The organism is Glutamicibacter sp. BS14, from assembly GCF_056934375.1.
Window position 1 is genome coordinate 772,918 of the sequence record NZ_CM167801.1, and the last position, 26,087, is coordinate 799,004.

The window sequence follows — 26,087 nt, forward strand, 5'->3', positions numbered from 1 at the left end:
TAAGCATTGCACCGGCGCTAACAGGCGTTGGAGTTCGTGACGTGCGAAGAACAAATATTGATGTCCGAAACAGGTGGAGCGCCTTGCCTCGCCGGGATTAGCTGTGCATGGCGAAGCGCGGCAGACTCAGTTTTTGCGCCTGATCGGCTCTGCTTATTCGCTATGCGGGGTCGTTGCCGTTGCTGGGGTTCTGGCGCCGGCTGCGAGGGTGCCGGTCCTGCGGGGCCGGCGCACCCAGCGCCTGCCGCGGAAAGGTTTTTAGCTTGGCCCCGGAAGGCGGTTCGTCCTGGTCCAGCGGATCGGCCATGGCCGATGGGGCAGCGGAGGCTTGGCCTGTTGCGGCTGCCTCGGCGGTTTGGGCCGTCACCGGGGCATCGCGGATCACCGGCATCCTGCGTGGCGGCAGCGGACGACGATGGTGCACGAGATAAATCAGCATGGCCAGGGCCTTGTGCATGACCACGATGGTGAAGATGGCCGATCCGGCATAGCAGCCCCAGGCGACCAGGTGAAGCGTGGTCACTTCAAGGACGTTCAGCTCCAGCGAGCCGTTGAGCATCATGACGGCGCCGATTTGCTGGATGACCATGCCGAGCACGGCCAACCCCACCGCAAACCAGAAATACACCAGGGTATCGGCTCCGGGTTTCTTCACGACAGGCATTTGAACCTCCGTTGGCCAGCTGTCGGCGGTCATTGCTACACACTGTAGCCCATGGCAGGAAACAGCTTATCTGCCCAAGGTGGCCCGGGCCTGGCGCAGCAGCGGCTCATCGACCATCTGCCCTTCGAAAGCGAAAACTCCGGGATTCGCCTCCGCGGCGTCGAGGACCCGCCGGGCACGTTCCCGTTCTGCTTCGGTCGGTGCGAACGCCTCGCGAATGACCGGCATCTGGTTCGGGTGGATCGAGGCTTTCGCGGCGAATCCCGAGGCCTTGGCATCGCGGGACTCCTCGCCCAGGCCTTTGAGATCTGGAATATCGAGGTACACGGAATCAATTGCGGCCTTGCCTTGGGCCACCGCATGCAGCAGCACCTGCGACCGCGCGAACCGTGCCACCTCGCGGTAGCTGCCATCCTCGCCCCGCGAAGAAGTGCCACCGAGCGAGGCGATCAGGTCTTCCGCGCCCCACATCAGCGCGACGACATTCTGCGCCCCGGCAATGTCCGAGGCATTGGTGATGCCCTTGGCGGTTTCGCACAGCGCCAGGACCTCGTAGCCCGCCAGCGCGGCCGGCTGCGCCGCCGATTCGCACTTGGGCAGCATCACGGTGCGGTAGGCCGTTTGCCCCAGCGCTGCCAGGTCCTTGGCGAAGTGCTCGCTATCGACCGGGTTCACGCGCACGATGACCCGCGCGGGATCCAGCGGCGTATCCAGCAAGGCGCGGCGGGCCGCGTCCTTGTGCCCGGCAGCCACAGCGTCTTCCAGATCGATGATGACCGCATCGGCACGCTGTGCCGCCTTGGCGTAGCGCTCGGGCCGGTCGGCCGGGCAGAACAGCAGGGAAGGACCCATCAGGAACTCAGTCATCAGCTTTTCCTCCCTTGGCCTGCATCGAATCTTGGTGTGCTTGCCTGGTCCACATCAGGCAGGTGCGGGTGGCGGTGGCAACGATGTCGCCGTGCTGGTTGCGGCCGGTGTGAGTCATGGACGCCAGGCCCTGCCCGGGGCGGGACTTCGATTCGCGCAGTGCGGTGATCTCGGTTTCGGTGTAGAGGGTATCGCCGTGGAACATCGGGTGCGGGAAGCGCACGTCATTGATGCCCAGCTGCCCCACGATGGTGCCCTCGGTCAGCTGGCCCACCGACTGCCCAATCATGGTGCTCAGGGTGAGCAGGGAGTTGACCAGCGGCTTGCCGAAGGGCTGGGTGGATGCCCATGCCGCGTCCAGGTGCAGTCCCTGGTTGTTCATGGTCATCGTCGTGAACGCGACGTTATCCGCTTCGGTCAGGGTGCGCCCGGGCTTGTGCACGTAGGTGGCCCCCAGCTGCAGCTCATCGAAGTAGAGGCCGCGCTGCTCGACACGTTTGTGGGTTTGCTCGCTCATGCGTCCTGCTCCTGATGCTGTGCTTCGGTTGGCTGCGCTGCTTCCACGGTGGCCACGACCTGCTTGGCCTTGACCAGATCCCCGGTCTTCAACCCGGTCATGCGCACGATGCCGTCCGCGGGGGAGAAGAGCTGGTGCTCCATCTTCATCGCTTCGATGCTCAGCAGCAGCTGGCCTTCGGCGACCGCATCGCCATCGGCCGCCTGCACGTTGATCACGGTGCCGGGCATGGGCGAGAGGACATGCGGGGAGAAGGTCCCGGATTGCTTGGCGATGGTGGCCAGCTGGCGTTCGAGGACTTCTTCGCGGGGCAGCTTGCGCACCGCCGCGGTCCAGCCTTCCTCGCACAGCCACAGCGTGCCATCGGCGGCGAAGGCGTGCTGTAGTGCTGTGCGCTGGCCGTTGACGGACAGGGTTCCATCCGGTTCCTGCCGCACGGTGAATTCTTCGGCGCCCACGCGCACCCGGCTCGAATCGGGGTCCCTGAGCAACGCGGCCCTGCCCTCGGCGGCCTCGACGTCGAAGTGCCCGATGCTGGCCCGGCGATGCTGGGCCCGCCATCCGTCGCGCAGGCCCCACGGGGTATTCGCGGCTGGAATGCGCCGATCCTCCAGATGCGCTGCCAGTGCCAGTTCGCGGGACCCGACCTGGCGGAAGCCGAACTGGTCCATCTTCCGCTCGATCAGGTTGGTGTCCAGGGCCCCGGCGGCCACATCCTCGTCGGCCAGCAGCAGCCGCAGGTATTCGCTGTTGGTCAGCACGCCCAGCACCACGGTGCCGGCTAGTGCCTTATCCAAGCGGGCCAGCGCCTCGGTGCGATCCGGGCCCCAGGCGATGAGCTTGGAAAGCATCGGATCGTAGTGGGCGCTGATCGCCAGGCCGTCGCGCAGCGAGGAATCCACCCGGACATTCTCCGGCTCGCGCACGTGCAGCACGGTGCCCACCGAGGGCAGGAAGCCGGAGGACGGGTCTTCGGCGTAGAGCCGGGCCTCGATGGCATGGCCTTCCAATGCCACCTGGTCCTGGGTGAAGTCCAGTGGCTGTCCGGCCGCGATGCGCACCTGCCACTGGACCAGATCCAGCTTTGCGCCGTTCACCCGCACGACTTCCTCGGTGACCGGGTGCTCCACCTGCAAGCGGGTATTCATTTCCATGAAGAAGAATTCGTCGGGGTTCTGGTCGCTCACCAGGAACTCGACAGTTCCGGCGCCGACGTAGCCCACCGATTGCGCAGCGGCCACCGCGGCGGCGCCAATGCGCTCGCGGATCGCCGCGCCGTGCTCCAGATTCTCGAACAGCGGAGCCGGGGCTTCCTCGATGACCTTCTGGTGGCGGCGCTGCAAGGAGCATTCGCGTTCGCCCAGGTGCACGGTGTTCCCATGCGCATCGGCCAGGATCTGCACCTCGATATGCCGCGGATTGCGCACCAGGCGTTCGAGGAACAGGGTGTCATCGCCGAAAGCATTGCGTGCGGTGCGCCGGGCGCTGGCCAGCGCTTCGGACAGTTCTGCGGCGGAATCCACGGCGAACATGCCCTTGCCGCCGCCGCCGGCCGAAGGCTTGATCAGCAGCGGGAAGCCGACGTCCGCGGCAGCGGCGAGCAGCTGCTGATCGCCGAGGCCGGGTTCGGCGATGCCGGGAACCACCGGCACCTGGTGGGAGAGGACATGGTTCTTGGAACGGATCTTGTCGCCCATGAGATTGATGGAGTTCACCGGCGGGCCGATGAAGGTGATGCCGGCAGCTTCCAGCGCACGGGCGAAGTCCACGTTCTCGGAGAGGAACCCGTAGCCCGGGTGCACCGCCTGGGCACCGGTGTGCCGGCAAGCGGCGATCACCGCGTCGATATCCAGGTAGCTTTCATTGGCCGCAGCCGCGCCGATGCGCACCGCGCGATCGGCTTCGGACACATGCAGGGCGCCGGCATCGGCATCGGAGTAGACGGCGACCGATTCGATGCCCAGGGCCCGCAGGGTGCGGATGATGCGCACCGCGATTTCTCCGCGGTTGGCGATCAGAACAGTGTCAAAGAGCTTCGTAGTCATGGTGTTTTCCTCGTACTACATCCGGAAGAGGCCGAAGCTGGTCTCCGGCAGCGGCTGGCGGGCGCAGACATCCAGGGCCAGGCCGAGCACCCGGCGGGTATCTGCCGGGTCGATGACCCCGTCGTCCCATAATCTGGCCGTGGAATAGTAGGGGTTTCCCTGGGATTCGTACTGCTCGCGGATCGGGGCCTTGAACGATTCCTCCTCCTCGGCGCTCCAGCTGCCGCCGCCCGCCTCGATCCCGTCGCGCTTGACCGTGGAGAGCACCGACGCGGCCTGGGCCCCGCCCATCACCGAGATGCGCGCGGCCGGCCACATCCACAAGAAGCGCGGAGAGTAGGCCCGCCCGCACATCGAGTAGTTGCCGGCGCCGAAGGAGCCGCCGATGACCACCGTCAGCTTGGGCACCCGGGCGGTGGCCACGGCGGTGACCATCTTGGCCCCGTGCTTGGCGATGCCGTCCGCCTCGTAGTCGCGGCCCACCATGAATCCGGCGAGGTTCTGCAAGAAGAGCAGCGGGATGCCGCGCTGGTCGCACAGCTCGATGAAGTGCGCGCCCTTCATCGCGGACTCGGAGAACAGCACGCCGTTGTTGGCGATGATGCCTACCCGGTGCCCGTGGATCTGCGCGAAGCCGGTGACCAGGGTGGTGCCGTAGTCGGCCTTGAATTCGTGGAACTCGCTGGCATCGACGATGCGGGCAATGATCTCGTGCACGTCGTAGGGCGCGTTGACATCCACCGGCACCACCCCGGCCAGTTCACTGCCCGGGTAGAGCGGCTCGGCGACCTGGCTCTCGATGGTCCACGCGGGGGCCGGGTTGGCCGGCAGGGTGGAGACGATATCGCGGATGATCATCAGCGCGTGCTCGTCGTTCTCGGCCAGGTGGTCCACCACGCCCGAGGTCTTGGCGTGCAGGTCGCCGCCGCCCAGCTCCTCGGCGGTGACGATCTCCCCGATGGCGGCCTTCACCAGCGGCGGGCCGCCCAGGAAGATGGTGCCCTGGTTGCGCACGATGACCGTCTCGTCGCTCATTGCCGGAACGTAGGCGCCGCCGGCGGTGCAGGAACCGAGCACCGCAGCCAGCTGCGGGATCTTCTTCGCGGAGAGCTGCGCCTGGTTGTAGAAGATGCGCCCGAAGTGCTCGCGGTCCGGGAAGACCTCGTCCTGCATGGGCAGGAACGCCCCGCCCGAATCCACCAGGTAGATGCAGGGCAGCTTGTTCTCCAGCGCGATTTCCTGGGCGCGCAGGTGCTTCTTGACCGTCATCGGGAAGTAGGTGCCGCCCTTGACGGTGGCATCGTTGGCGATGACCAGCACGTGTCGGCCGTGCACCAGGCCGATGCCGGCGATCATTCCGGCGCCGGGGCTGGCGCCGTCATACATGTCCTCGGCGGCCAGCGGTGCGATTTCCAGGAAGGGCGAGCCGTCGTCCAGCAGCGCGTCTACGCGTTCGCGGGGCAGCAGCTTGCCGCGATCCACATGGCGCTGCCGGGACTTCTCGGAGCCGCCGCGCGCAGCGCGTTCGAGCCGTTCGTGCAGTTCGGCCAGCAGTGGTGCCTGGTCGGCGGCGTTGCGCTCGAACTGCTCGGGGTTCAAGTGGGAGGAGAGGGTCTTCACGAAGTCAGTCCTTGCTGGTCGGTTCGCTGGCGATCACCCGGGGTACGGGCAGCTGCTGCGCAGGCAACGGGAATTCGTCGGGCACGGCCAGGATGCGCATGGCCAGGGAAATGAAGTTCAACTGCACTTGGGCCAGTGTGAGCCGGCCGTCCTTGCGGTACCAGTGCGAGACACCGGTGCCCATTTCCATCAGTGCCAAGCGGGCGATGCCCAGGTCCACGGTGCTGAAGCTGCCCTGGCGCTCGCCGGCCTGAAGCGCGTCGGCGAAGAGCTGCTCGTAGGCGTCGCGCAGTTCCTGCATCTGCTCGCGGGCCTTGGCCGATAGCGCGCGCATCTCGTATTCGGTGACACGTGCGGTGCTGGGATTGGTGGCGGTGAACCCCACGTGGAAGGCCACGAGCAACGCGAGCTGGCGTACCGGGTCCTTGCTGCCGGCCAGCGCCTGCTCGGCACCGGAGATCATGGCGGCCAGGCAGTCGTTCATGATGCCCACCAGCAGGTCTTCCTTGCCGCCGACGTAATGGTAGAGGGTCGCCGAGTTCAGTCCTACGGCACTGCCTAGTTCGCGGATGCCGGTGGCGGCGAAACCGCGCTGGGCAAAGCAGGCTACGGCTGCTTGCTGGACCTTTCCCAGTTCCATGGACACCACCCTGTGACTCAAGAGCCAATCAATCGATTGACTGCTTCCATCCAACCGAAGAAAAAGTGTGGTGTCAATCACCATCTTCCGCGGACGGGGACACCGAGTGGCGCTGCCATCCGCACCTCATGCAACGCTCGTGTTAAAAGGGGCCGAAATATGACGTTTGCTATTTATGAATCAAATGCAAAACACTAGACTGCTTGATGTTATTTACTGTCAAGCTCTAGTTAATTCTGCTGGGCAGCTGATTAGACGCCACTGGAAGGCATGATGCCGCAACCTGAACCACGTTTCCTCAACCGTCAAAACCCAACCCCAGCCGGACCGTCGCGCCGCGGCCTGCTCGCCGGTGCCTCCGGGCTCATTGCCCTGGCCGGACTGGCAGCCTGCGCATCGCCGCAGGCCACGGACGCGGACAGGGCAAACCTCGCCGGACCCCCGCAGACCCCCGATGAAGTGCTGCAGGTACTGCGCGCCGGGAACCAGCGCTACGCCGACGGCATGCCAGAACGCCCCAATCAAGCAACTGAACGGCGCAGCGAGCAGGCCGAGCACCAGAACCCCTTCGCCCTGATCCACGGCTGCGTGGATTCCCGCGTGACCCCCGAGCTCCTATTCGACCAGGGGATCGGAGACCTGTTCGTCACCCGGACCGCCGGCGGAGTGCTCGATGACACCTTGGTTGGCAGCATGGAATTCGCTGTTTCCAGTCCCTATTCGGTCCCGTTGCTGGTGATCCTCGGCCATACGGCCTGTGGTGCGGTGGCGGGCACTTTGAAGGCAATGGAAGAAGATGCCAAGAATCCGCAATTGCCCGGCGAGATGGTCGACTTCGCTGAACAGATTGCTCCTGTAGCACGCAAGGCAAAAGTTGAAGGTTCGGGTAGCGAAGAGGTGGACCAAGTGGTGCAGGCCAATGCCCGTGCCGTCACCGAGCAGCTACTGGAGCGATCTGCCATCATTCGCGAGGCAGTGCAAGAAAAGCGGACCCGGGTGGTGGCAGCTGTCTACGACCTGGACAGCGGAGAAGTGCGCTGGCTCGATGGCTAGCTCCGATTTTCCGGTTGCGAATTAACCAGAAGTTCCCGCCGGTGGAACCGGCGGGAACTTCTGCGATCATCACTCGCACCCTCGCTGAGGTTGTTTCTACGATATTGACAATGCCTATGGCCACGCTGAGCGCAGGCTCCACGGCGGCAGGGCATCTGGCGAACGGGGCGATCCAGCTGCTGGACCAGCTGGGCTTCCAAGGTTGCAGCCGAAACGCGAATACCGGCGGATGGCCAGCTCGCCGCTATCCTGATGCAGCTGGTCAGACGCAAAACACCCATTCCCGGGCCTTTCGGCACGGTTTCGGGATTTGCCAGCAGGTGCACTGGTACTCTCGACGCTGGATGCTAGTGAAGCATTCCCCGTGAAGAATCCGCATGCACGTGCAGTGAAAGGCCCCATGGCAGCCAGCGAATCCAGCGTCAACTCCCGCGCCCGCGCTGCAGTCGCGGCCCTGTTCCTCACAAACGGAGCACTCTTTGCCAATATGGCGCCGCGCCTTCCCGAGCTGAAGCGGGAACTGGAATTGGACACCGCCGGCTACGGCTTGCTGGTCACCGCATGGCCTGTTGGGGCAATCCTTGCAGGGTTGGCTGCAGGTGCGCTGGTGCGCCGTTTTGGTTCCGCGCAGGTTGCCGTCGTGGGCACGATAGTTACCGGTGCGGCCTTGCTGGCCGCCGGCAGCGCGCCGGGTGTGGTCTTGGTCGTGCTGGCTTTTGCCCTGGGCGGCGCCATGGATTCGATTACGGATGTCGGGCAGAACGCGCACGGGCTGGTGGTGCAACGGCGCTATGGGCGTTCGATACTGAATTCCTTCCACGCGTTGTGGTCTGTCGGAGCGGTGATCGGCGGTTTGATGGCCGCTGGAGCGATCCAGATGAACTTGGCATTGCCAGTGCATTTGGGCATATCGATGGTGCTCTTCGCCGCGGTGGCACTGACTGCCCTGAAATTCTGCCTGCCTCGATCCGCCGAACTGGCGGTCATAGAACCTGTTGCGCCACCTGCACCCGGAACCGCCCGGGCCGCGGCCCCCGCAGGATCCCGCGGACGGCTGCTGCTGATGATGAGCGCCCTGGTCTTGATCTCCGTAGCCGGAGTAATGGTTGAAGACGCCGGGAATTCATGGTCCACGCTGTATCTTGGCCAGCTGGGGGCGCCAGCGGCGCTGGCGGCCAGCGGGTTCATCGCTCTGGTCGGGGCCCAGTTCATTGGCCGAATTCTCGGCGATGGCATGGTCAACCGCTTTGGCCAGCGCGGCATGGCCCAGTTCGGGGGAGCGCTGATAGCAATCGGTATGGGTCTGGCGTTGTTCTTCCCCACGGTTCCGGGCACGCTGCTGGGATTTGCCGCGGCTGGATTCGGCTCGGCAACCCTGGTCCCGGCGGTGATGGACCAGGCCGACAAGCTGCCCGGCCTGCCTCCGGGAACTGGGCTGAGCATCGTCTCCTGGCTCATGCGATTGGGCTTCTTATTCTCCCCGCCGCTAGTGGGTTTCCTTGCCGAGAACTTCGGGTTGCGCATGGCCCTGATGGTGTTCCCCATTGCTGGACTTTTGGTGCTTGCTTGCTCGCCAGTGCTGCGTGGACAAAACCCGCGGAGCGATGGAACAGGGGAGCAAGGAAGCCGTAGCTAGTTTTCGCCCTGAAGCGTGATGGACTCGATGGCTTCTCCGTGCAGGTCTTCAATGACCAGATTAACTACCAGTTCCCTCCAGCTGATCAACGGGCTGATGGCACAGCGAACATAGTCAAGTACTTGCTGCTCGATAACCTGAACCGAACTATTCCCAGCCATGCTGACATGGCATTGCACCCTCCAGTTAAAGTGGGGAATCTGCGTGTCAGTCGCCTTGATCTCCGTGTAGTTCAATTGCGATGTCGGCGACTCGGAAAATGCCGCTCGAATCGCCTTGATCAATTCCAGGGACGATACGCGTTTGGCCAGTCCCGTGCCCGCATCTTGCACATCCCACATCCGCTGGAATGGCGAGTGCTCGGCTATTTTGCCCAATATTCGCTGCGAGAATGCTTCAGGCTGGTGCTCCGGGGTCGAGCTGTGCAGCAGTTGGGTGATGAATCCGTTCTGGTCCTTGAGCCGCTGCCGTTCGGCGTGGCACCACCGGCACTGCAATTCGTGCAGATCTGCAGGTTCATCCAGGTTCAGCAAAACGTCTTCGGTAGTACGTCCGCAGGGAAGGGTTTTCATGACACCGCCTCGCTGATTGCATTGCGTGCCCGTGCGAGTCGCCCTCGCACAGTTGATTCTGAAACGTTGGTCACCAGGGCCGCTTCCTTATAGCTCATGCCTTGGAGCGCGACCAGTACGAACGCCTGGCGAAGCGCCGAAGGCAATCCGTTGATGATCTGCCAGGCATCGGCAATCTCGCCGCGTTGCACGGCGACGTTTTCTGGCAATTCACGGTCAGGGACTGGGGTTTGCTCTAGCACTTCATCATCCACGGTTTGCTGGTCATTGGCACGCTGGCGGATGCGATCAAGACAAATATTTCGTGCCATGCGGTAGAGCCAAGTCTTGAACGCGGCACGTTCGCGCAGCGAGCCCAATGACTGCCACGCGCGGATCCAGGCATCCTGGGTGGCATCCTCCGCATCGTGCCAGCTGCTGAAAAAAGTCTTGCAGTATTGGCGCAGGCCGGGTGTCAGCGCGGTGACGAGTTCGCCGAAGGCCTCGGGGTCCCCCTCCATTGAACGACCAACAAGCACGGTCAACCGGGTCGGTTCCAAACACCCCTCCTTAAGTGATCTATATCACACTCGTAATGTGTGAGGATTAATCTGTAGCTCTCGTCTGTATGAGTGTAAGGCACAAAAATATCCGTTCAATGAATGAGGAGACCATCATGGTGCAACGCGATTCACAAGGGCCAATCATCAAGCCAACCGGCGAAGAGCTGGAACGCCAGGTCAAGGCAAAGGCCGCAAATGACACGCCGGTCCACGAAGAGCTGCGCGGTCCGCTGCACACCGAACTGGGCAAGACGACCATCGAAGACCGTGTGGTCCAGAAGATTGCCAGCATCGCCACCCGCGAAGTTTCCGGCGTATACGCCATGGGCAACGCCGCCCGCCGGACCTTCAACTCGCTGGCCGAACGCATCCCCGGTGCCCAAGCCAACGCGGCCGGAGGCGTGAGCGTCGAAAAGGGCGAGCAGCAGACCGCCATCGACGTGTCGATCGTAGTTTCCTACGGGTTCTCGATCGTTGAGGTCTCCAACGAGATCCGTTCGAATATCATCGCCCAGGTTGAACGCGCCACCGGTCTGGAAGTCATCGAGGTAAACATTGAAGTCACCGACGTGCACCTGCCAGAAGACGATGACGATGACGCCGAGCCCCGCGATGGCCTGAAATAACTGTCCTCATCTAAGGAGCAGAACATGTTACACGTCAAGTGGGGTTTGGCCATCGGCTGCCTAGCCGGATTGCTGATTGCCTTCGGATCATTCACGCAGTTCGTGGTGGTGGCATTCTTCGCCATCATCGGCGCTGGAGTCGGATGGCTTTTGCAGGACAGGGTTGACCTCGGCCAAGTGTTCAGCAAACGTCGGCGGTGAAGCAGATGGCAGAGCTGTCCTCTAGCCGTGGAAGCACCACGGTGAACACGGCCGTCTATTCAAAAATCGCTGCCCAAGCAGCCTATAAGGTGCCAGTTGTCGGCTCTGCCGCGGGTGGGATCCTGGGGTTGGGGAAGTACAAGGATTTTGACAGCCGGCCCAAGGCCAAGGCCGAGGTGCTTGGAAGTGCAGTGGTGGTCGATTTGGACCTTGGATTGAGCTATCCGAGCAATGTCCAGCAAGCCTGCGAAGATGTGCGGAACATGGTTGCGGCTGATCTGCGCAAGTATCTGGGCGTTGAGCAGGTGCAAACCGATATACGGGTGAGCTGGATGTCAACGCCGGATGAAGGAACTAGCAACAGGAGGCTGCGATGAGCAGGTTCTGGCACGTTCGCAGTGCCCGCACCCTGGCCTTGATGATCAGCTTCATCGTCGTGTTGGCCACGAGCATTCTCCTGGCGCTATCCTGCCTGCTGCGTTTGACCAGCGGACAATGGCCCGGTTTTGCCCAGCAGGGCATTAACGCGGTCAGCAACTTGCGCTTCAATGACAACCTGGCAGTGATCGCCATGGTGGTTCTTGCGGTGCTCGGTCTGCTGCTGTTGCTCAGCGCGCTCATTCCAGGGCCCCGGCAGAGCATCCTGCTGACTACCGATGATCCTTCAGCGGGGTCGGAACAGGCAATCTCATGCCGTGGAATATCAACCTTGGTGGGGCATGAGGTCGAGCGAACCGATTCGGTGACCCGCGCGAGCGTGAAAACCAGCCCGGCCCTGGTCCAGGTTACCGTGCAGACTCCAGCCCACTCGGTTCAGCGCGTGCGGGAAAACGCGCAGGCGCGGGCGCAGCGTGTGATCGACGGGTTGCCATTGCAGCGCGCTCCCAAGGTCAAGGTCTCAGTGCAACGCCGAGGGGGAAACTAGAAATGTTCAGAACGCATGTGGTGCGCCAACGACTTATTCTGGCAATCTTCGGTTTGGTCCTGCTGGCGGCCGGTGCCTCGGGCCTCGCAGCAGTCTGGTGGGGGCTTGGCCAAGGCGCTGGCCTCGGCCAAGCCCGGATTGCCAGCAGCCTGCCGATCGATCAGCAGTACCTGCTGCCACTGGGACTCGCGCTCGGAATTGCCGGCATCGTGCTCTCGCTGGCGGTGCTGATCACTGCCATTCCGCGCCGCCCATCGGCGCATGAATTCAGATACGAATCGAGCAGCGAAGGAGTCAGCGAGATCGAGACTTCGGTAATAGCCAAAGCCGCGGAAACGGCCGCTCGAACGCAACCGGAAATCGTGGATGCGAACGTTCGAATTGGCGGCAATGCAGCTGAACCCGTGCTTTATGCGCGATTCACCCTGCGCGCCGACGCTCCGGCGAATCGAGGGATCGAGCTGGTCAATGGCCGCGTGGTACCTGACCTTGAAATGGTGCTGGGGGTGCCTTTCTCCCGCAAGCACATCTCGTTCAGCTTCCAGAAGCCGGAAAAGCAGAATTCGAATAAGGCCGTGCTCATCTGAGCCGGCCCAGGAAAACAAGAAATAGCCATTAACGGCACGGGCATCGTGCCGCATCTCTTGGGGAAGTAGGAATGCATGGGAATAATCGGTTGGATCATCCTTGGCCTCGTTGCCGGTGCGATCGCGAAGGCAATCAAGCCCGGAAAGCAGGGAGGCGGCTGGCTTGCCACGCTGCTGCTCGGCGTGGTCGGGGCGGTGCTGGGAGGCTGGATTGGCTCGGCAGTTTTCGGTGTCGGAGTGAGCGAGTTCTGGTCATTGTCCACCTGGCTGCTGGCCATCGGCGGCTCGCTGCTGGTCCTGGTCATTTGGGGTTTTGTCAGCAGCAAACGCGACTAGGGGCATGCGCTGAACTGCCTGCAGCCTGATGGCGCTGGCTAATGGGAACGGGCGGGATCCTTATGGATCCCGCCCGTTTCCTTCTGCCGCAACGCCTGCATGATGCCGGTGGGAACCTGCAGTGCCCAGGACAGCGCGGGGCCAGGTGCAGCGCGAATCATCCAGCTTGGCATGCAAGGCGCCCTCCGCTACGAAGGCCATCATCGACAAGACCAGGCAGATCCCAGTCGAGCGAACGTGGCGGCCAGGACCGCCTGGAAACCGTAGGGCTAGGCTTGGGGAATGGAAGATGCGCTGAAAAAGATCAGCTGGCCGGTACGCACTGAACGCCTGTCCCTGCGTCGCGTGAATTCGGCGGATGCGGGAGACCTCTGGCGCTACCGGCAGCTTGCCGATGTCACCCAGTGGATTACCGCTGGCCCAGCAACCCTGGAAGAATTCCGTTCGCTGTTCTTCGCGAAGGACTATCCGCTGAGGAACCTGGCTGTGGAACTGGACACCGGGCAGGGGACCCAGCTGATTGGCACGGTCATGCTGGATATCGTGGATGGCTGGGGGCAAAGCGAAATTGAGCAGCACGCCAAGGGCGTTGAGGGCAACCTCGGCTGGAGCTTCGATCCCTCCTTCGGTGGCAAGGGCTACGCCACCGAAGCCGTTGCCGCTGCCATGGGCCTGTGCTTCGGCCCGCTTGGCCTACGCAGGGTTACTGCCGAGTGCTTTGCCGCCAATGAGCCATCATGGAGACTGATGGAGCGCTTGGGGATGCGCAAGGAATTCCATGGCCGCAAGGACAGCCTGCATCGCAGCGGGGAATGGATGGATTCCATGGGCTACGCGCTGTTGGCTGAGGAATGGACGGCCCAGGCCTCCTGCTAAAGGATGAGGGATAGATCCTTGATCGCCGGTGTGTTCTTTGAAAGGCTGGAAGAGAACAGCACCATCCCAGCGAGCTAGGCGGTCCCATGGGCAAATCAACGCGCACCAGTGTTCTTTTGGCGCTGGCAACCGCCGCAATTCTGCTCATGGCGCTGTCGGAGGAACCTACCTGGGGGTTGCTCGTAGGCAGCTGGACCTTGATGCTTTGGGGCTGGACTGGCAGTCCGAAGCCCCAGGAAATCACCGTCGATGCACAGGGGCTCTCACCCAGGGATGTGAAGGAATACCGCCGTCAGCATCCGGGCGCGACGATGGTTGACGCGATCAATGCGCTGGGGAAAACCAAGCAATAGCCAAAACTGTCCGTGCAAGGTAGGCATGCACGAAGGTGCGTGCTCGCGAAGCGAGCTGGATCGCCTTGCCGAACAGAAACAAAACACCCCAAACTGAGCCACCGCCCACAGATCGGCGATCGTGAACTGTCCTGCACTTGAGGTGCGAGCCGGAGTGCATTGATGCTCGGGGATGGTCTTTCGTGTCGACAGTTCATTTTCGGCGATAGCTAGTCCGGGACGGCTTCATTGGCGTAGAGAATACTTGAGGGAGCCGGAAAATTCTGTTGGGCGAGCACGGTATGAACGACGCTGCTGGCTGGAGCCAAAAGCCATGAAAATGCGTGTTGCGGGGTCTTTCGCGTCATTGTTTCATGGATCGGGCGCATCGTTGCCTCCCTACCGGGTTGGGGGAGCTGGGTCTATGGCTTCGGCAATCGACCCCAATATCGGTTGGCCTGCCGCTGGCCTTGCCTGGTTGGTTCCGTTGCCGTGCAGGATTAGTGTTCGCGTCGGGTCCTTGCCGGCCTAGTGCGGGCCAGCAGCCGGAGCTTCGCGGCTATTCGACCGAGAGCAACCGCGTAATTTGGGCTGCGGCGCCTTGGACACTTTCAATGAGCAGATCCAGGTCGGTTTCCGGCAGACGCACCTGAGCGATGGTTGCTGTAACAGACCCCGCAATGACGCGATCTTGGAAGATCGGGGCGCTGATTCCAAACGCATCTGGCAAGCGTTCTCCATGGCCGATTGCCCAGCCGCGTTCGCGAATCTCCGCAAGATCCTTGGCTAGGTCCTTGCGGTTAACCGGTGTCTTCTCGGTCAGTGGATCTAGCGGAACGGAAGCCAGGACGCGCTCGTCGCAGAATGCCAGAATCGATTTTCCAGCGGAGCCCGCATGGAGCGGGATGGGAACGTTGGAGGCGAGACGGTAATGAAGCGGCTTGACGCCATTGATGACCAGCGTCATTTCGGCGTTCGCCGATTCACGACTGTATTCTGACAAGCCAATGGTTTCACCAGTTTCCCGGGAAAGATTCTCCAGAATTGGCCGCGCCATGGAAGAGAAGTCCAACTGCGGACCAAGCAATGCGGCCCAGTGCAGCAAGCGAGGTCCGGCTTGCAGCACCCCTGCGTCTTCGGTGGCGAGGCCTACAGCGACGAGGCTGGACACCAGACGGTTGGTCGTTGCGGGATTTCCATTGATTCTGCTCGCCAGGGACTTCCCGCTCGAAACGCTGAGGGGTGAGGTGCACAATGCTGTCAAAAGACGAACGACGCGTTCGAGTGCCGTTGCCCCTGCAGGATTGGTGATTCTGTCCGTGCTCTGCAGGGATACATCCGTGGCGTGGGAACTGGAGATCTGATCTGAGGCTTGGCGGACCATATGGCCGAATACGGTTAGGTCTTCGTCACTAGTCGAGTAGGTTGGGCGGGTTATCGAAACGGAACCGATGAGATTGCCAAAGGCAAAGGGCGCAGCTGCACCGGCAGCCAAGGGGAATTGGTGCCCGACGCTGATGGTATAGCCGACTTTTCGATCATGTCGCAGGAGCTTGCCCAGTTCCTCGTAGTCGGTCACTGTCTCCGCAGTTCTCGGCTCAAGGGGCAGCTGGCCGAGCGCTTCAATTCCGGTACGCGTGAGAATGGCTCTGCCAGTAGCGCCGGCATGGAGTGGAAGTTCGGTGCCTGGATCGAGGGAGTAGGCCACGGGACCAGGCTGGGAGTGCGATGTGAGCACGACGGCCTGCCGGTTCATCGCATCGTGGACAGCCATTAAAGCAGTGGCCCCGGTTTTGACCGAGAGGTCCTCGGTCAGCGTTCTTCCCAACGCAAAAAGCGGGTGGCGGTCCTGGAGAGCGCATGCTAGGACACTGAGCCTTGGACCGCAGGTATAGGTTCCTTGTGGCGAAGCGACAGCCAGCCCATGCTCGGTAAGCCCGAGGAGGATGCGGTTGATGGTGCTTCGGCTCGATTCGAGGGCTGAAGCGAGTTCGCGCACGCCGATGGCTTCGGTCCTCGTGATGAGAGCATGGAGAACCGCAAGAATACGCTCGTTATTGGCCACAATTTCAGTCATGACATTCCCGCCGAGACAATCGTGATAACACGTTCCCGGGCGATCCGTAATTCCTTTCCACCTAAGCACTATTTCCCAGAAAGCAAATCTGCCGTACCGGGAAACCTGAAGATGAGACTTCTCAATTCTCGCACGTCGTAGCTGTTCCACCATTGCCAGCATCGTTTATTGGCTCGCGGGTTTACCCGAGAATTCGATCGGCTTGGCTATCTGCTGCTGGGCTCTACCCCGGGGCAAGCGATCGGTAAATCGAGTTCATGCACTTGACACGACCATGTGCGTGCCCTCACACTCTAATTACATAATAGGACACTGTCCCAGTTTTTAAACTCATTCTGATTGGAGGCGACCATGACTTCGGTATCGGTCAAAGATGACTTGTACAAAAAGAAGGCAAAGAAAGCCACAGGAGTAGCCGTTCTCGGTACGTTTATCGAGTACTACGATTTCAGTGTTTTCGGCTACGTCGCGGCAACGATCGCAGTCGTATTCTTCCCGAGCGGCGACTCGATGGCAGGCATCATGAACACCTTCCTGGTGTTCGGGTCGGCATTTGTCGTCCGCCCGGCCGGAGCGCTCGTTTTCGGGCACATTGGCGATAAGTACGGTCGCAAGGCAAGCCTCATTGGCTCCGTGATCCTTATGAGCGTGGCAGCTGCCTTGATTGCGGTGCTTCCGACGTATGCGCAAATCGGACTATGGGCGCCACTGCTTCTGTGCATTTGCCGCATGCTGCAAGGATTCTCAGCAGGCGGGGAAATCGGTGGTGCTGCCAGCTACATCCGGGAGTGGGCCCCGGCGCAACGACGCAACTTCTACATTTCGCTGATTCCCAGCGTTGCCGTGATGGGCAAAGCCCTTGCGGCTGGACTGGCCGCGCTGGCTGCCACACTCGTGCCGGCGGCCGCAATGCTGGAATGGGGCTGGCGACTGCCTTTCCTGCTAGCTATCCCGTTGGGTATTGCCTGCCTGATCATGCGGCTCAAGATCGAAGACAGCCCCGAGTTCAGCCAGAAAGCCGCTTCGGAAACCCGCGAGCATACTCCACTTAAGGAGATGTTCCGGGACCATCGTCCGGCACTTGCCAAAGTGTTCTCCATTGCGCTGGTCCAGAATGTCGGCACGTACATTGGCACTGTCTTCGTTGCTACCTATTTCAGTTCGATTCTTGGATTCAGCAAGGCGCAATCATCAACAATCGTACTCATTGCGGTAATTGCAGCTGCCTTCTTCATTCCGGTCGCCGGACAGTGGGGCACCAAGATCGGGAGTAAGAAAATCCTTGTTATCTCCTACCTTGCATACATTGTCATCACCATTCCTTCCTTCTCGATGATGAACGCGGGAAGCATGAAATTGGCGATCCTGGGATTGCTGCTCGGGATGATCCCTTATGCGCTATGCCAAGCCGGCACCTATGCCTCGATGCCGGAATTCTTCCCTGTTGAGGTTCGCCAGACGGGAGTTTCCTTTGGCCACTCGGTTGGAGCGGTGCTTGGAGGCGCCGGCGCACCGTACGTTGCAACCTGGCTCATCGGGAACACAGGAGACACTTTGGTCCCCGCCTACATGCTTGTGCTTTTCGGGCTCATCGGGCTTGCAGTAGTCCTGGGCACTGTCCGCACCAACGGCAAATCACTCTCCCATATTTACCGATAGGAATACCCAATGCCAGCAATTTATGTTTCGGATGCCATCCATGCCGAAGCTTTGAAGAAACTCAGCGCTTTGGGAACTGTGTACCAGGGGTACGGAGAGCATGCAGTTGCATATGAATCCGTCAGCGAGCAGATCGATGCAGTCATGCTTCGTGCTGAAATCTTCGATGCAGAAAAAATCGAAGCGTCTCCGAAACTCAAGGTCATCGCTCGTCATGGCGTTGGCACGGACAACGTCGACATCGAGGCGGCGACGCGTGCCGGTATCTGGGTCACCAGTACACCGGGAAGCAATAGCCGCGCAGTGGCCGAGCATGTTTTTGCGCTGCTGCTGTCGCTAGCGCGCAGAACGCCTTACGGCGTGCAAGCAGTCAGCCAAGGGAGCTGGTCTGAAGCCAAACCCCACATGCTCGGATTCGAATTGCATGGAAAGTCCTTGGGATTGCTGGGCTACGGGAGCATATCCAGGATGGTTCACGCGATTGCAACAGGTTTCGGCATGAAAGTTCTAGTGCACGATCCGTTTGTCTCTGATAGCGACATACTTGCCGCCGGTGCCGGCCCCGCGGATTTCGACGCGCTCATCGCGCAGTCAGATGTGCTGAGCCTGCATCTGCCGCTAACCGATTCGACAGCAGAAATTATTAGTACCCAGGCGCTGGCGCATATGAAGCAGGGCGCCATTCTGGTCAATACTTCCCGCGGCGGGCTGGTGAACGAGCAGGCTTTGCTTGAGGCCCTGGAAAACGGCCACCTGCATGGAGCAGCTTTAGACGTCTTGCAGAGCGAAAGCGTTGATATGAAGAACCCGCTGCCACATTCTGTCCTAGCGGCCGCCGGGCTGCCCAACCTCATCCTGACTCCGCACGTTGCTGGTCAAAGCGCCGAAGCATTCCTGGCTGCCGGCATCCAGGCATTCGAATCCATCGACAGTGCGTTGCGGGGCAAGGTGCCCTCAGCAGCACTCAACCTCGTGTCTTTGGTCTGAAAAGCAAGAAAAAGGAAGAATAATGATCATCTCAGCCCCAACAGATTCCCTGCAGATAAACGCTGCGTGGGAGCGTCCAAACCCGGAAACCATCGCCAAGCTGTCACATTTTCCCGTGGCGCTCATAGCGGACGCGCAAGGGCGCATGGGAGTCATGAATTCAGCATTGAGCTCAATCACCACGGGCTTGGCGCTTTCTGGTTCCGTGCTTCCGATCCTGACGAGGGAAGGCGACAATCTGGCGATCCACCGTGCTTTGGATGATGCTCGTGAGGGTGACGTTCTAGTCATAAATGCAAATAGCGAAACCAACAGGGCTTGCTTCGGAGATATCTTGGGCGAACTGTGCGTGAGCAAGGGCATCGCTGGTGTCGTCATCGATGGCGCGACTAGAGACGTTGCCGACCTATCAGAACTTGGTCTGCCAGTTTTCGCCAGGGGTGTTAACCCTGCGGGACCGTTTAAATACGGGCCAGGAACCATCGGGCGTGCGGTGGCCTGCGGCAATGTCGTATGCAACCCCGGTGACGGCATCTTCGGTGATCAGGATGGGCTCGTCGTTGTCCCGTCGGCCAACCTTGAAATGGTGCTCGAGCTGACTATGGCGCAGGACGCCGCAGAAAATAACCTGCGCGCGCTGATTCCGTCGGAGGACTCCAGAATCAAGGCGTGATCGCGACTTGGCAAGTTCGCTACGAATCTTGGCAGTATAAGAGAAGCCGCCGTCATCACCTGACGGCGGCTTCTGCGCTGATCGCTGACGGGAATGATTCCGGTCAACTGCCAGCGCATGCCGGCTGCGCATTGGACCAAGACGCCCGGAAACAAGCGGACTGCTGCAGCGGGGAATGAGCCTAGTAGTAAACCGCCAGCGGGCCATTGGGGCCCGGGATGACCTTTACCGGGGTTTCGAAGACCTTGGTCAACACCTCATCGCACATGATTTCATCAGGGGTGCCGAACTCGACGACCTTGCCCTGCTTCATTGCGCAGATGTAGTCGGCGTAGTGGCCGGCGAAGTTGATGTCGTGCAGCACGATCACGATGGTGCGGTTCAGCTCGCGGGCAGCGCGCTGCAGGTGCTGCATCATCACTACCGAGTGCTTCATGTCCAGGTTGTTCAGCGGCTCATCGAGCAGCACCGTGTCGGTGTCCTGGGCCAGGACCATGGCCACGTAGGCGCGCTGGCGCTGGCCTCCGGAGAGCTCATCGAGGTAGCGGCTTTCCAATTCGCCCAGGTCCAGGAAGTCGATGGAGCGCGAGATGATCTCTTCATCGGCCTGGGTCAACCGGCCCTTGGAGTGCGGGTAGCGGCCGAAGCCCACCAGCTGGCGCACGGTCAGGCGGGTCACGAAGTGGTTTTCCTGGCGCAGGATCGAGACGATCTTGGCCAGATCCTTCGAGTTGGTCTTGGATACGTCGTAGCCGGAGACCTCGATGGAACCCTGGTCGATGCCCAGCAGGCGCCCGACCATGGTGAGCATGGTGGACTTGCCGGCGCCGTTCGGGCCTACCAGGGCGGTGATGCCGCCGGTGGGGATTTCCAAGCTGACCGGGCCGATGGAGACCGTGGAGCTGTACTTCTTGCTGACGGAATTGAGGGTAATCACAGCCGGCCCTTTCGCAGGATGAAGATCAGGAATGTAATGCCGCCGACGGCTTCGATGATGATGCCGACCACGCCTTCTGCGTAGAAGATGTTCTTCATGACGAAGTAGGCGCCGGCCAGGACCACGAAGCCGATGAGGAAGGACATCGGGTAGATGTAGCGGTGGTCGTAGGTGTCCGCCAGCTGGTAGGCCAAGGTGGCCACCAGGAAGCCGAGGAAGGTCAGCGGGCCCACCAGTGCGGTGGTGACCGCCATGAGAATCGATACGAAGAACAAGGTCTTCATGACCTCGCGGCGGTGGTTGATCCCCAGGTTGATGGTGGTTTCCTTGCCCAGGGCCAGGATGTTCATCTTCTTCGAGGACAGCACCAGGTAGCCGCCGGCAATGGCCACCAGCGGGATGGCCACGGGCATGTAGCTCATGTCGGCGTTGGCCATCGAGCCGAACAGGCGTGCGGTGAGGACATCGAATTCGCTCGGGGTCAGCAGGCGCTGCATGAAGGTCGAGATCGAGCCCAGCCCGGTGCCGATGATGATGCCCACCAGCAGCATGATCTGGATGTTGCCCAGCTTGCCCGAAAGCAGCCAGCCGTACAGCGCCACCGAGAGGCCCACCATGATCGCCACTTGCAGGACGAACTGGCTGACACCGGTGAAGAAGGTCACCCCGGCAACGCCCAGCACGAAGATCGCACCGGTCTGCACCACCCGGTACAAGGCTTCGAAGCCCATGATCGACGGGGTGATGATGCGGTTGTTGGTCACCGTTTGGAAAGCCACCGTGGCGATGGACTGGCAGGCGGCCACGATCACCATGGTCAGGATGTTGCTGGCGCGCAGCTTGGCGATGATCCAGAATCCGTCGGAGCCAAAGGGCATGGGGTTATCCCAGGCGAGCAAGCCGATCCCGAAGAACAGGGCCAGCCCGATCATGATGGACAGGGTGATCCAGTAGCGTTTGCGGACCTTCTTGGTGGGCAGCGGCCCGGCAGAACGGCCGGAGTGGTGGATGCCCAAAGCGGGGTGAGTCATGAGATTAGCCAACTTTACGCTGCCTCAGAAGCAGGAAGATGAAGACGGCCGCGCCGAGCACGCCCAGGATCAGGGAGACCGGGACCTCGAACGGCATGATGATGGTGCGGCCGATCAGGTCGCACACCGTGGTGATCGCGATGCCCAGCAGGCAGACCCAGGGCAGGTTGCTGCGCAGGTCGTCACCGCGGACCATCGAGACGATATTCGGCACGATCAGGCCGAGGAATGGCAGGTTGCCGATGACCACGGTGACCACGCCGGTAGCGACCGCGATCAGCGCGGTGCCCAGCAGCATCACCTGGCGGTAATTCAGCCCGACGTTGGTGGCGATTTCCTCGCCGAGCCCTGCTACGGTGAAGCGGTCGGCCACGATGTAGATGGCAATGGCGACGATGGCCACGATCCACAGCACCTCGTACTGCCCGCGGATCACAGAGGTGAAGGAACCCGCCAGCCAGATGCCCATGGACTGCAGCTTGTCGGTGGACAGCGCGAAGAAGGTGGAGAAGGCGCCGACCACGGAACCGAGCATGATGCCCACGATCGGCACGGTCAGCGAGGCCTTGAGCGAAATGCGCTGCAAGAACAGGAAGAAGATCATGGTGCCGATGAAGGCGAAGACAATCGCGACGCTCATCTTGGCCAGCAGCGACGCGCTGGGGAAGAGCACCAGCATGGTCAGCAGGCCCAGGCCCGCCCATTCGGTGGTGCCGGTGGTGGTCGGCTCCACGAAACGGTTCTGGGTCAGCAGCTGCATCACCAATCCGCTCATGGCCATGGCCGCTCCGGCCAGTACCAGCGCAAGGGTGCGCGGAATGCGGGTGACGGCGAACATCATGGCGCCGTCGTCCATGCCGAAGATGTCGTAGACGCCGGTGAACAGGGAGAACGCCAGCAGCACCAGTACTGCGAGGATGCCCAATGCGAGTTTTCCGGAAAGGGCCTTGCTCTTGGTCCGGGCTGGGGAGGTCGTGCTTGTCATTATGCCGCCGTGGAAATAAGTGGTGGGAAAACAGCTCTAGTGGCGAAGCCGGAATTCGGCTTCGCCACTAGCTGGCTGGGGTGTCCGGAATGCTACTTGGCAGCTTCCAGCGCGTCAGCGAAAGTATTCAGGAACTCGGTGTAGGTCTGGATGCTCTCGTTGGTGTAGGTGTCAGCAGGCATGACGACAACCTGGGATTCCTTCGAGGCGGTGACATTCTGCAGCGCCTCGGACTTCTCCAGCAGGTCCTTTGCCGGCTGGTAGTCCGCACCGTCGGCTTCAACCGCTGCGTCGCGGTCCATGACGATGATCCAGTCCGGGTTGGACTTGGCGATGGCTTCGACCGAAACGTCGTCGCCCTCGTGGTCGGTGGAGGATTCGTCGAGCTTCAGCGCCGGGGTCAGGCCCAGGAAGTCGAACATCGGGCCGACGGTGCGGCCGGTGGTAGGAGCCGAGTAGCCAAGCTCGCCGCCCGAGGCGATCAGGCCCATGACGGTCTGGTCCTTGTCGTAGGCATCGGTGACGCGCTTCTCGGCGGCTTCGAAGTCCTCAACGAGCTTTTTGGCCTCGGCCTGCTTGCCGAAGATCTCGCCCAGGGTGGTGACCTGGCGTTCCAGCTCAGCGTCAAATGGCTCGCCTTCGCGTGGGTCCAGCGAAATGATGGCGGCTTCCGGAGCCAGTTCCTTGAACTTCGCGGCGTGCTGGGTGTAGCGCTGGCCGTTGATGATCAGGTCAGGGTCGACGGTGACAACTGATTCCAGGTTCGGTTCCTTGTGGCTGCCCAAGTCCAGGATGTTCTCGTCCTTGGTGTAGGAGATGGTATCCGGCATCAGCGAGACAGCGCCTGCGGTGAGCTTGATGCCCCAGGAATCCAGGGTCTCGAAGGTGCGGTTATCCGTGGCAACGACCGACTGCGCAGGGGACTTGACGGTCTTCTCGCCTTCGTTGTCCGTAACGGTGACAGTCTTGGTGTCGCCGGCCTTGGCCTCAGCAGCCGTATCGGTTGCGGAACCGCAAGCGGTCAGGGACAGTGCGGCGATGCTCAGCAGAGCAGCGGCGCGAAGCTTAATCGAGGCCATGTTTTCCTTCTTCGGACAGCAACCGGCGTTGGTTGCGCTATTGAGTGATCTGATAATTAGCTTAGCCTTATCTGAGCGAATTAAGCCAAACGTCTCTTGTGTTAGCTAAGTCACCCAAATGCGCGAATTTAAGGCCGGAACCGTCCGCAAATGCGGCTCTTGCTGAGGCTTGCCCCAGCTGACTGGGCTATTTCAGGGAGAAATAACGATCATCGGCCTTGTTTAATTAGTGTCCGGAGGCATGGAGGAAGCTGCGTCAGACAGCGTAATGAATTGCACCTCCAGCTCATTGCATGAGCCGAGCCATGGCGCAGATGCTGCCATTGATGCCCGTTTTGCGCGCCGGTATCAGGCTGCCGGGTAGGTGATCCGCGACTGCTGGTCGATCACCGCGCCCGGGCTCAGCTCGGCAGGTTTGGCCGGATGCCCATCGATGATGTGGAATACCTCGGCACCGCGGGCCAGCAGATGATCAGCAATGATCCTGCGATGGCAACGCCACCATACAGCTTCGGCGCACATGATCGCCGTCTTCTGGCCGGCGGCCCGCGCCTGCAACCGCTGGAGCGCCTGCAGGAAATCGTCCCCGAGGGCATGGTCGGCGTAATTATGGAAGCTGCGGTTCGTCCACCATGCGTTGACTGCGAAATCGACGCTTCGGCTCACAGGACGCCTGCCGGTCAGCGCTTCTTCGTGGTGCAGGCTGATTCCTGCTGTGCTCAAGGAGGCTTCCAAGGCATCCGCATTGAACTGCGGGAATTTGCGGGAGCCGGCCAGTTTGCGGACATCCACAACATTCGTGACTCCGTACTGCGTTAGCAGTGCGAGGAAATCCTCGATGGATCGTGCCGAATGTCCAATGGTGAAAATTCCAGCGGGCAAAATGCTGGCTCCTTGGGTGGGGAAGGGGCGGGGCTAATGCTGATCGTGCTTGGCGGAGCTGAGGACTAGTTGGAGCAGCTCTTCGACTTCGGCAGCACGGGACTGCCAGTAGCCGGTGTCGAGCCCGAAGCCGAGTGTTGCTTCATCGGCGCGTTTCTTGAAATAGTCCCGGTGGTCCTCCAGCGCATTGGCCAGGTCCGCGAATTGGTCATTGCTCAGTTCCAAGTTCAAGGTTCTCTGCTTCATGAGCTTCATCCTGGGTCGAGTGCGAATTCTATGAACCCGAGCGTACGCCCATTGCCAGCCGAAATGACCGCTATCAAGCTGGCACTCAGAAAGTCGTCGCCAAAGCTCGCCGGGAATAGGCTCGTGGCAGGCCTTGTTGTGCCGAATACGAGCATCGATCAGAAGGAGCAGTTCATGGCTGAAGAAAATCGAGTAGTTCTCATTGGCGGACATGGGAAGGTTGCCCTGCTGGCAGCGCCCAAGCTGGTTGGGCGCGGCTACGCGGTCAACTCGCTGATCCGCAACCCGGAGCATGCAGCCGACATCAGCGCCACGGGCGCCACCCCAGTAGTCATCGACATCGAAAGCGCTGGCGTGGATCAGTTGGCCCAGGCCTTTTCCGGTGCCAGCGCCATCGTCTTCTCCGCAGGTGCCGGTGGCGGCAACGAGCATCGCACCCGCGCCGTGGACTATGATGCCGCGGTGCGTTCCATGCAGGCCGCCAAGCAGGCCGGCGTGGACCGCTTCGTGATGGTCTCCTACAGCCGCGCCCTGGTGGATGTGGACAGCCTGGATCCGGCCAACTCGTTCTACACCTATGCCAAGGCCAAGCACGACGCCGACGCGTACTTGCGCGGCACGGAGCTGGACTACACGATCCTGGGCCCGGGGGCGCTGACCCTGGAACCGGCCAGCCAGCGCGTGGTGCTGGCTGACAAGGCAGGCAAGGTGAACGGAGCAGACGTTGAAGGCGAGGCATCGCAGACCTCGCGCGAGAACGTCGCCGAAGTGATCACCCATGTGGTGGCCAATAATGCAGCACGCCGCTCCACCGTGAACTTCTACAACGGGAACATGCCGATCGTGGAAGCGATCGTCTAGGAATGCGCAGCCGCAGCCCTGCCTCCGCAACGGGGGCAGGGCTGTTCTGCGTCTGCGGATGAAAGTTCTGCGGCTTCCACTGAGTGGATGCGGAGCCTTCTGCCCGCGGGCAAGCGGTGGGAGGACGCCAAGGAGCTTCTCGCGTTCCGGAGCAATTATGCGCACACCCTGTATTCGGTGTCCATGGCCCATCAGCTGCTGGGCCATCACCCGGAAGCCGGTGCCAATATCGTGCTGCTGGCCATGCTGCTGCACGATATCGGCTGGTCTGCCGTGGATCCGGCCCTCGTGCTGGGCGCTATCGCACCGGGTGCGGGCAATGCCGAAGGTGGGCCAGGTCCAGATCACCGACTGGGAGAAGGTCTATGCCGCGATCCCGCATCAGGATATCTTCACGGAGCGCAAGATCGACCGGCCCGGAGCCCTGGTTGTCGTCCGCCCGGACACGTATGTCGCCCAGGTCTTGCCGTTGACTGCCCGCGCGGAACTGGCCGAGTTCTTCTCGAAGAACATGGCATTGCCGAAGGTGCCTGAATTCTCCTAGGCCAATCCGGTCCTCGATGGAGAGCAGGGCAAGAAGAAAACCCCGGTGCCGAAGCACCGGGGTTTCCTTTTGTCATCACTCGCACCT

Annotated in this window: 31 protein-coding genes; 15 read left to right on the plus strand and 16 right to left on the minus strand. The window is 61.4% G+C overall.

What is annotated here, in order from left to right; all coding sequences use genetic code 11:
* Nucleotides 1-160: 160 nt before the first annotated feature.
* The 6 genes from AC1Z36_RS03675 to AC1Z36_RS03700 form a co-directional block, all read right to left on the minus strand.
* Entirely contained in the window at nucleotides 161-664 is a 504-nt protein-coding gene (locus tag AC1Z36_RS03675) for a hypothetical protein (RefSeq protein ID WP_105662305.1), read from the minus strand.
* Between the two features lie 66 nt (nucleotides 665-730).
* Entirely contained in the window at nucleotides 731-1,531 is an 801-nt protein-coding gene (locus tag AC1Z36_RS03680) for an HpcH/HpaI aldolase/citrate lyase family protein (RefSeq protein ID WP_483561685.1), read from the minus strand.
* Nucleotides 1,524-2,048, minus strand: coding sequence for a MaoC family dehydratase (locus AC1Z36_RS03685; protein WP_483561686.1), 525 nt, complete (start codon nucleotides 2,046-2,048; stop codon nucleotides 1,524-1,526). The genes AC1Z36_RS03680 and AC1Z36_RS03685 overlap by 8 nt, the downstream gene beginning before the upstream one ends.
* Nucleotides 2,045-4,093: an acetyl/propionyl/methylcrotonyl-CoA carboxylase subunit alpha gene (locus AC1Z36_RS03690; RefSeq protein WP_483561687.1), complete on the minus strand. Its 2,049-nt coding sequence runs from the start codon at nucleotides 4,091-4,093 to the stop codon at nucleotides 2,045-2,047. The genes AC1Z36_RS03685 and AC1Z36_RS03690 overlap by 4 nt, the downstream gene beginning before the upstream one ends.
* Before the next feature lie 15 nt (nucleotides 4,094-4,108).
* Nucleotides 4,109-5,713, minus strand: coding sequence for a carboxyl transferase domain-containing protein (locus tag AC1Z36_RS03695; RefSeq protein WP_483561688.1), 1,605 nt, complete (start codon nucleotides 5,711-5,713; stop codon nucleotides 4,109-4,111).
* Nucleotides 5,714-5,717: 4 nt separating this feature from the next.
* The gene (locus tag AC1Z36_RS03700) at nucleotides 5,718-6,353 is read right to left on the minus strand and encodes a TetR/AcrR family transcriptional regulator (RefSeq protein ID WP_105656422.1); all 636 of its coding nucleotides are present in this window, start codon (nucleotides 6,351-6,353) and stop codon (nucleotides 5,718-5,720) included.
* Nucleotides 6,354-6,623: 270 nt separating this feature from the next.
* Between AC1Z36_RS03700 and AC1Z36_RS03705 the strand changes: the two genes are divergently transcribed.
* Together AC1Z36_RS03705 and AC1Z36_RS03710 are read left to right on the plus strand one after the other, a co-directional pair.
* Entirely contained in the window at nucleotides 6,624-7,406 is a 783-nt protein-coding gene (locus AC1Z36_RS03705) for a carbonic anhydrase (RefSeq protein ID WP_105662309.1), read from the plus strand.
* 364 nt (nucleotides 7,407-7,770) lie between these two features.
* The gene (locus AC1Z36_RS03710; protein WP_483561689.1) at nucleotides 7,771-9,042 is read left to right on the plus strand and encodes an MFS transporter; all 1,272 of its coding nucleotides are present in this window, start codon (nucleotides 7,771-7,773) and stop codon (nucleotides 9,040-9,042) included.
* On the opposite strand, the gene AC1Z36_RS03715 is transcribed toward AC1Z36_RS03710, so the two are convergent.
* Nucleotides 9,039-9,614: a hypothetical protein gene (locus AC1Z36_RS03715; RefSeq protein ID WP_483561690.1), complete on the minus strand. Its 576-nt coding sequence runs from the start codon at nucleotides 9,612-9,614 to the stop codon at nucleotides 9,039-9,041. The two genes, AC1Z36_RS03710 and AC1Z36_RS03715, sit on opposite strands and share 4 nt — an antisense overlap.
* Complete coding sequence (locus tag AC1Z36_RS03720; protein ID WP_133833920.1) at nucleotides 9,611-10,153, minus strand: RNA polymerase sigma factor; 543 nt, start codon at nucleotides 10,151-10,153, stop codon at nucleotides 9,611-9,613. The genes AC1Z36_RS03715 and AC1Z36_RS03720 overlap by 4 nt, the downstream gene beginning before the upstream one ends.
* Nucleotides 10,154-10,251: 98 nt before the next feature.
* Between AC1Z36_RS03720 and AC1Z36_RS03725 the strand changes: the two genes are divergently transcribed.
* The 6 genes from AC1Z36_RS03725 to AC1Z36_RS03750 all read left to right on the plus strand — a co-directional run bounded on the left by AC1Z36_RS03725 (nucleotide 10,252) and on the right by AC1Z36_RS03750 (nucleotide 12,831).
* Nucleotides 10,252-10,782, plus strand: coding sequence for an Asp23/Gls24 family envelope stress response protein (locus AC1Z36_RS03725; RefSeq protein ID WP_483561691.1), 531 nt, complete (start codon nucleotides 10,252-10,254; stop codon nucleotides 10,780-10,782).
* Between the two features lie 24 nt (nucleotides 10,783-10,806).
* A complete protein-coding gene (locus tag AC1Z36_RS03730; protein ID WP_181148776.1) occupies nucleotides 10,807-10,983 on the plus strand; it encodes a hypothetical protein in 177 nt (58 codons plus the stop codon).
* 5 nt (nucleotides 10,984-10,988) lie between these two features.
* Entirely contained in the window at nucleotides 10,989-11,360 is a 372-nt protein-coding gene (locus AC1Z36_RS03735) for an Asp23/Gls24 family envelope stress response protein (RefSeq protein WP_146112224.1), read from the plus strand.
* Entirely contained in the window at nucleotides 11,357-11,908 is a 552-nt protein-coding gene (locus AC1Z36_RS03740) for a DUF6286 domain-containing protein (protein ID WP_105656416.1), read from the plus strand. Before AC1Z36_RS03735 ends, AC1Z36_RS03740 begins: the two co-directional genes overlap by 4 nt.
* Nucleotides 11,909-11,910: 2 nt before the next feature.
* The gene (locus tag AC1Z36_RS03745) at nucleotides 11,911-12,495 is read left to right on the plus strand and encodes an Asp23/Gls24 family envelope stress response protein (RefSeq protein ID WP_483561692.1); all 585 of its coding nucleotides are present in this window, start codon (nucleotides 11,911-11,913) and stop codon (nucleotides 12,493-12,495) included.
* A 75-nt stretch (nucleotides 12,496-12,570) separates the two neighbouring features.
* Nucleotides 12,571-12,831, plus strand: a complete 261-nt coding sequence (locus AC1Z36_RS03750; protein ID WP_105656414.1) for a GlsB/YeaQ/YmgE family stress response membrane protein — start codon at nucleotides 12,571-12,573, stop codon at nucleotides 12,829-12,831.
* A 38-nt stretch (nucleotides 12,832-12,869) separates the two neighbouring features.
* Here AC1Z36_RS03750 and AC1Z36_RS03755 read toward each other — a convergent pair whose 3' ends face one another.
* Complete coding sequence (locus AC1Z36_RS03755; protein WP_483561693.1) at nucleotides 12,870-13,004, minus strand: hypothetical protein; 135 nt, start codon at nucleotides 13,002-13,004, stop codon at nucleotides 12,870-12,872.
* A gap of 109 nt (nucleotides 13,005-13,113) precedes the next feature.
* Between AC1Z36_RS03755 and AC1Z36_RS03760 the strand changes: the two genes are divergently transcribed.
* Nucleotides 13,114-13,707, plus strand: coding sequence for a GNAT family N-acetyltransferase (locus AC1Z36_RS03760; protein ID WP_332488720.1), 594 nt, complete (start codon nucleotides 13,114-13,116; stop codon nucleotides 13,705-13,707).
* An 86-nt stretch (nucleotides 13,708-13,793) separates the two neighbouring features.
* A complete protein-coding gene (locus tag AC1Z36_RS03765; RefSeq protein ID WP_332488722.1) occupies nucleotides 13,794-14,060 on the plus strand; it encodes a hypothetical protein in 267 nt (88 codons plus the stop codon).
* 538 nt (nucleotides 14,061-14,598) lie between these two features.
* On the opposite strand, the gene AC1Z36_RS03770 is transcribed toward AC1Z36_RS03765, so the two are convergent.
* Nucleotides 14,599-16,269, minus strand: a complete 1,671-nt coding sequence (locus AC1Z36_RS03770; protein WP_483561694.1) for an IclR family transcriptional regulator — start codon at nucleotides 16,267-16,269, stop codon at nucleotides 14,599-14,601.
* 198 nt (nucleotides 16,270-16,467) lie between these two features.
* Here AC1Z36_RS03770 and AC1Z36_RS03775 point away from each other — a divergent pair, with 198 nt between their 5' ends.
* The 3 genes from AC1Z36_RS03775 to AC1Z36_RS03785 are packed head-to-tail and all read left to right on the plus strand — an operon-like array spanning nucleotide 16,468 to nucleotide 19,435.
* Nucleotides 16,468-17,775 (plus strand): MFS transporter, encoded by a 1,308-nt coding sequence (locus AC1Z36_RS03775; protein WP_400341692.1) that lies wholly within the window; start codon nucleotides 16,468-16,470, stop codon nucleotides 17,773-17,775.
* A gap of 9 nt (nucleotides 17,776-17,784) precedes the next feature.
* Entirely contained in the window at nucleotides 17,785-18,762 is a 978-nt protein-coding gene (locus AC1Z36_RS03780; RefSeq protein WP_483561695.1) for a hydroxyacid dehydrogenase, read from the plus strand.
* Between the two features lie 22 nt (nucleotides 18,763-18,784).
* A complete protein-coding gene (locus AC1Z36_RS03785; RefSeq protein ID WP_359195257.1) occupies nucleotides 18,785-19,435 on the plus strand; it encodes an RraA family protein in 651 nt (216 codons plus the stop codon).
* A 181-nt stretch (nucleotides 19,436-19,616) separates the two neighbouring features.
* On the opposite strand, the gene AC1Z36_RS03790 is transcribed toward AC1Z36_RS03785, so the two are convergent.
* The 6 genes from AC1Z36_RS03790 to AC1Z36_RS03815 all read right to left on the minus strand — a co-directional run bounded on the left by AC1Z36_RS03790 (nucleotide 19,617) and on the right by AC1Z36_RS03815 (nucleotide 24,595).
* Nucleotides 19,617-20,372: an iron ABC transporter ATP-binding protein gene (locus AC1Z36_RS03790; RefSeq protein ID WP_105656411.1), complete on the minus strand. Its 756-nt coding sequence runs from the start codon at nucleotides 20,370-20,372 to the stop codon at nucleotides 19,617-19,619.
* Nucleotides 20,369-21,403 (minus strand): iron chelate uptake ABC transporter family permease subunit, encoded by a 1,035-nt coding sequence (locus AC1Z36_RS03795; protein ID WP_332488727.1) that lies wholly within the window; start codon nucleotides 21,401-21,403, stop codon nucleotides 20,369-20,371. The genes AC1Z36_RS03790 and AC1Z36_RS03795 overlap by 4 nt, the downstream gene beginning before the upstream one ends.
* Before the next feature lie 4 nt (nucleotides 21,404-21,407).
* Nucleotides 21,408-22,388 (minus strand): ABC transporter permease, encoded by a 981-nt coding sequence (locus AC1Z36_RS03800; protein WP_181148775.1) that lies wholly within the window; start codon nucleotides 22,386-22,388, stop codon nucleotides 21,408-21,410.
* Nucleotides 22,389-22,480: 92 nt separating this feature from the next.
* Nucleotides 22,481-23,467: an ABC transporter substrate-binding protein gene (locus AC1Z36_RS03805; RefSeq protein WP_332488731.1), complete on the minus strand. Its 987-nt coding sequence runs from the start codon at nucleotides 23,465-23,467 to the stop codon at nucleotides 22,481-22,483.
* A 348-nt stretch (nucleotides 23,468-23,815) separates the two neighbouring features.
* Nucleotides 23,816-24,349 (minus strand): DUF488 domain-containing protein, encoded by a 534-nt coding sequence (locus tag AC1Z36_RS03810; RefSeq protein WP_332488733.1) that lies wholly within the window; start codon nucleotides 24,347-24,349, stop codon nucleotides 23,816-23,818.
* Nucleotides 24,350-24,382: 33 nt separating this feature from the next.
* Nucleotides 24,383-24,595, minus strand: a complete 213-nt coding sequence (locus AC1Z36_RS03815; RefSeq protein WP_105656406.1) for a hypothetical protein — start codon at nucleotides 24,593-24,595, stop codon at nucleotides 24,383-24,385.
* 174 nt (nucleotides 24,596-24,769) lie between these two features.
* Here AC1Z36_RS03815 and AC1Z36_RS03820 point away from each other — a divergent pair, with 174 nt between their 5' ends.
* Both AC1Z36_RS03820 and AC1Z36_RS03825 read left to right on the plus strand, forming a co-directional pair.
* Nucleotides 24,770-25,456, plus strand: a complete 687-nt coding sequence (locus AC1Z36_RS03820; protein WP_105656618.1) for an SDR family oxidoreductase — start codon at nucleotides 24,770-24,772, stop codon at nucleotides 25,454-25,456.
* Between the two features lie 319 nt (nucleotides 25,457-25,775).
* Nucleotides 25,776-26,000, plus strand: a complete 225-nt coding sequence (locus AC1Z36_RS03825; RefSeq protein ID WP_208294249.1) for a hypothetical protein — start codon at nucleotides 25,776-25,778, stop codon at nucleotides 25,998-26,000.
* Nucleotides 26,001-26,087 lie beyond the last annotated feature (87 nt).

Coding starts and splice junctions, on each gene's coding strand:
- AC1Z36_RS03700 (WP_105656422.1), bottom strand. CDS start 6,353: ATGGAACTGGGAAAGGTCCAGCAAGCAGCCGTAGCCTGCTTTGCCCAG.
- AC1Z36_RS03820 (WP_105656618.1), top strand. CDS start 24,770: ATGGCTGAAGAAAATCGAGTAGTTCTCATTGGCGGACATGGGAAGGTT.
- AC1Z36_RS03735 (WP_146112224.1), top strand. CDS start 10,989: ATGGCAGAGCTGTCCTCTAGCCGTGGAAGCACCACGGTGAACACGGCC.
- AC1Z36_RS03725 (WP_483561691.1), top strand. CDS start 10,252: ATGAATGAGGAGACCATCATGGTGCAACGCGATTCACAAGGGCCAATC.
- AC1Z36_RS03760 (WP_332488720.1), top strand. CDS start 13,114: ATGGAAGATGCGCTGAAAAAGATCAGCTGGCCGGTACGCACTGAACGC.
- AC1Z36_RS03680 (WP_483561685.1), bottom strand. CDS start 1,531: ATGACTGAGTTCCTGATGGGTCCTTCCCTGCTGTTCTGCCCGGCCGAC.
- AC1Z36_RS03770 (WP_483561694.1), bottom strand. CDS start 16,269: ATGGTGGAACAGCTACGACGTGCGAGAATTGAGAAGTCTCATCTTCAG.
- AC1Z36_RS03745 (WP_483561692.1), top strand. CDS start 11,911: ATGTTCAGAACGCATGTGGTGCGCCAACGACTTATTCTGGCAATCTTC.
- AC1Z36_RS03675 (WP_105662305.1), bottom strand. CDS start 664: ATGCCTGTCGTGAAGAAACCCGGAGCCGATACCCTGGTGTATTTCTGG.
- AC1Z36_RS03825 (WP_208294249.1), top strand. CDS start 25,776: ATGCCGAAGGTGGGCCAGGTCCAGATCACCGACTGGGAGAAGGTCTAT.
- AC1Z36_RS03815 (WP_105656406.1), bottom strand. CDS start 24,595: ATGAAGCAGAGAACCTTGAACTTGGAACTGAGCAATGACCAATTCGCG.
- AC1Z36_RS03690 (WP_483561687.1), bottom strand. CDS start 4,093: ATGACTACGAAGCTCTTTGACACTGTTCTGATCGCCAACCGCGGAGAA.
- AC1Z36_RS03750 (WP_105656414.1), top strand. CDS start 12,571: ATGGGAATAATCGGTTGGATCATCCTTGGCCTCGTTGCCGGTGCGATC.
- AC1Z36_RS03795 (WP_332488727.1), bottom strand. CDS start 21,403: ATGACTCACCCCGCTTTGGGCATCCACCACTCCGGCCGTTCTGCCGGG.
- AC1Z36_RS03730 (WP_181148776.1), top strand. CDS start 10,807: ATGTTACACGTCAAGTGGGGTTTGGCCATCGGCTGCCTAGCCGGATTG.
- AC1Z36_RS03785 (WP_359195257.1), top strand. CDS start 18,785: ATGATCATCTCAGCCCCAACAGATTCCCTGCAGATAAACGCTGCGTGG.
- AC1Z36_RS03755 (WP_483561693.1), bottom strand. CDS start 13,004: ATGCCAAGCTGGATGATTCGCGCTGCACCTGGCCCCGCGCTGTCCTGG.
- AC1Z36_RS03780 (WP_483561695.1), top strand. CDS start 17,785: ATGCCAGCAATTTATGTTTCGGATGCCATCCATGCCGAAGCTTTGAAG.
- AC1Z36_RS03775 (WP_400341692.1), top strand. CDS start 16,468: ATGACTTCGGTATCGGTCAAAGATGACTTGTACAAAAAGAAGGCAAAG.
- AC1Z36_RS03705 (WP_105662309.1), top strand. CDS start 6,624: ATGATGCCGCAACCTGAACCACGTTTCCTCAACCGTCAAAACCCAACC.
- AC1Z36_RS03765 (WP_332488722.1), top strand. CDS start 13,794: ATGGGCAAATCAACGCGCACCAGTGTTCTTTTGGCGCTGGCAACCGCC.
- AC1Z36_RS03740 (WP_105656416.1), top strand. CDS start 11,357: ATGAGCAGGTTCTGGCACGTTCGCAGTGCCCGCACCCTGGCCTTGATG.
- AC1Z36_RS03800 (WP_181148775.1), bottom strand. CDS start 22,388: ATGACAAGCACGACCTCCCCAGCCCGGACCAAGAGCAAGGCCCTTTCC.
- AC1Z36_RS03685 (WP_483561686.1), bottom strand. CDS start 2,048: ATGAGCGAGCAAACCCACAAACGTGTCGAGCAGCGCGGCCTCTACTTC.
- AC1Z36_RS03805 (WP_332488731.1), bottom strand. CDS start 23,467: ATGGCCTCGATTAAGCTTCGCGCCGCTGCTCTGCTGAGCATCGCCGCA.
- AC1Z36_RS03715 (WP_483561690.1), bottom strand. CDS start 9,614: ATGAAAACCCTTCCCTGCGGACGTACTACCGAAGACGTTTTGCTGAAC.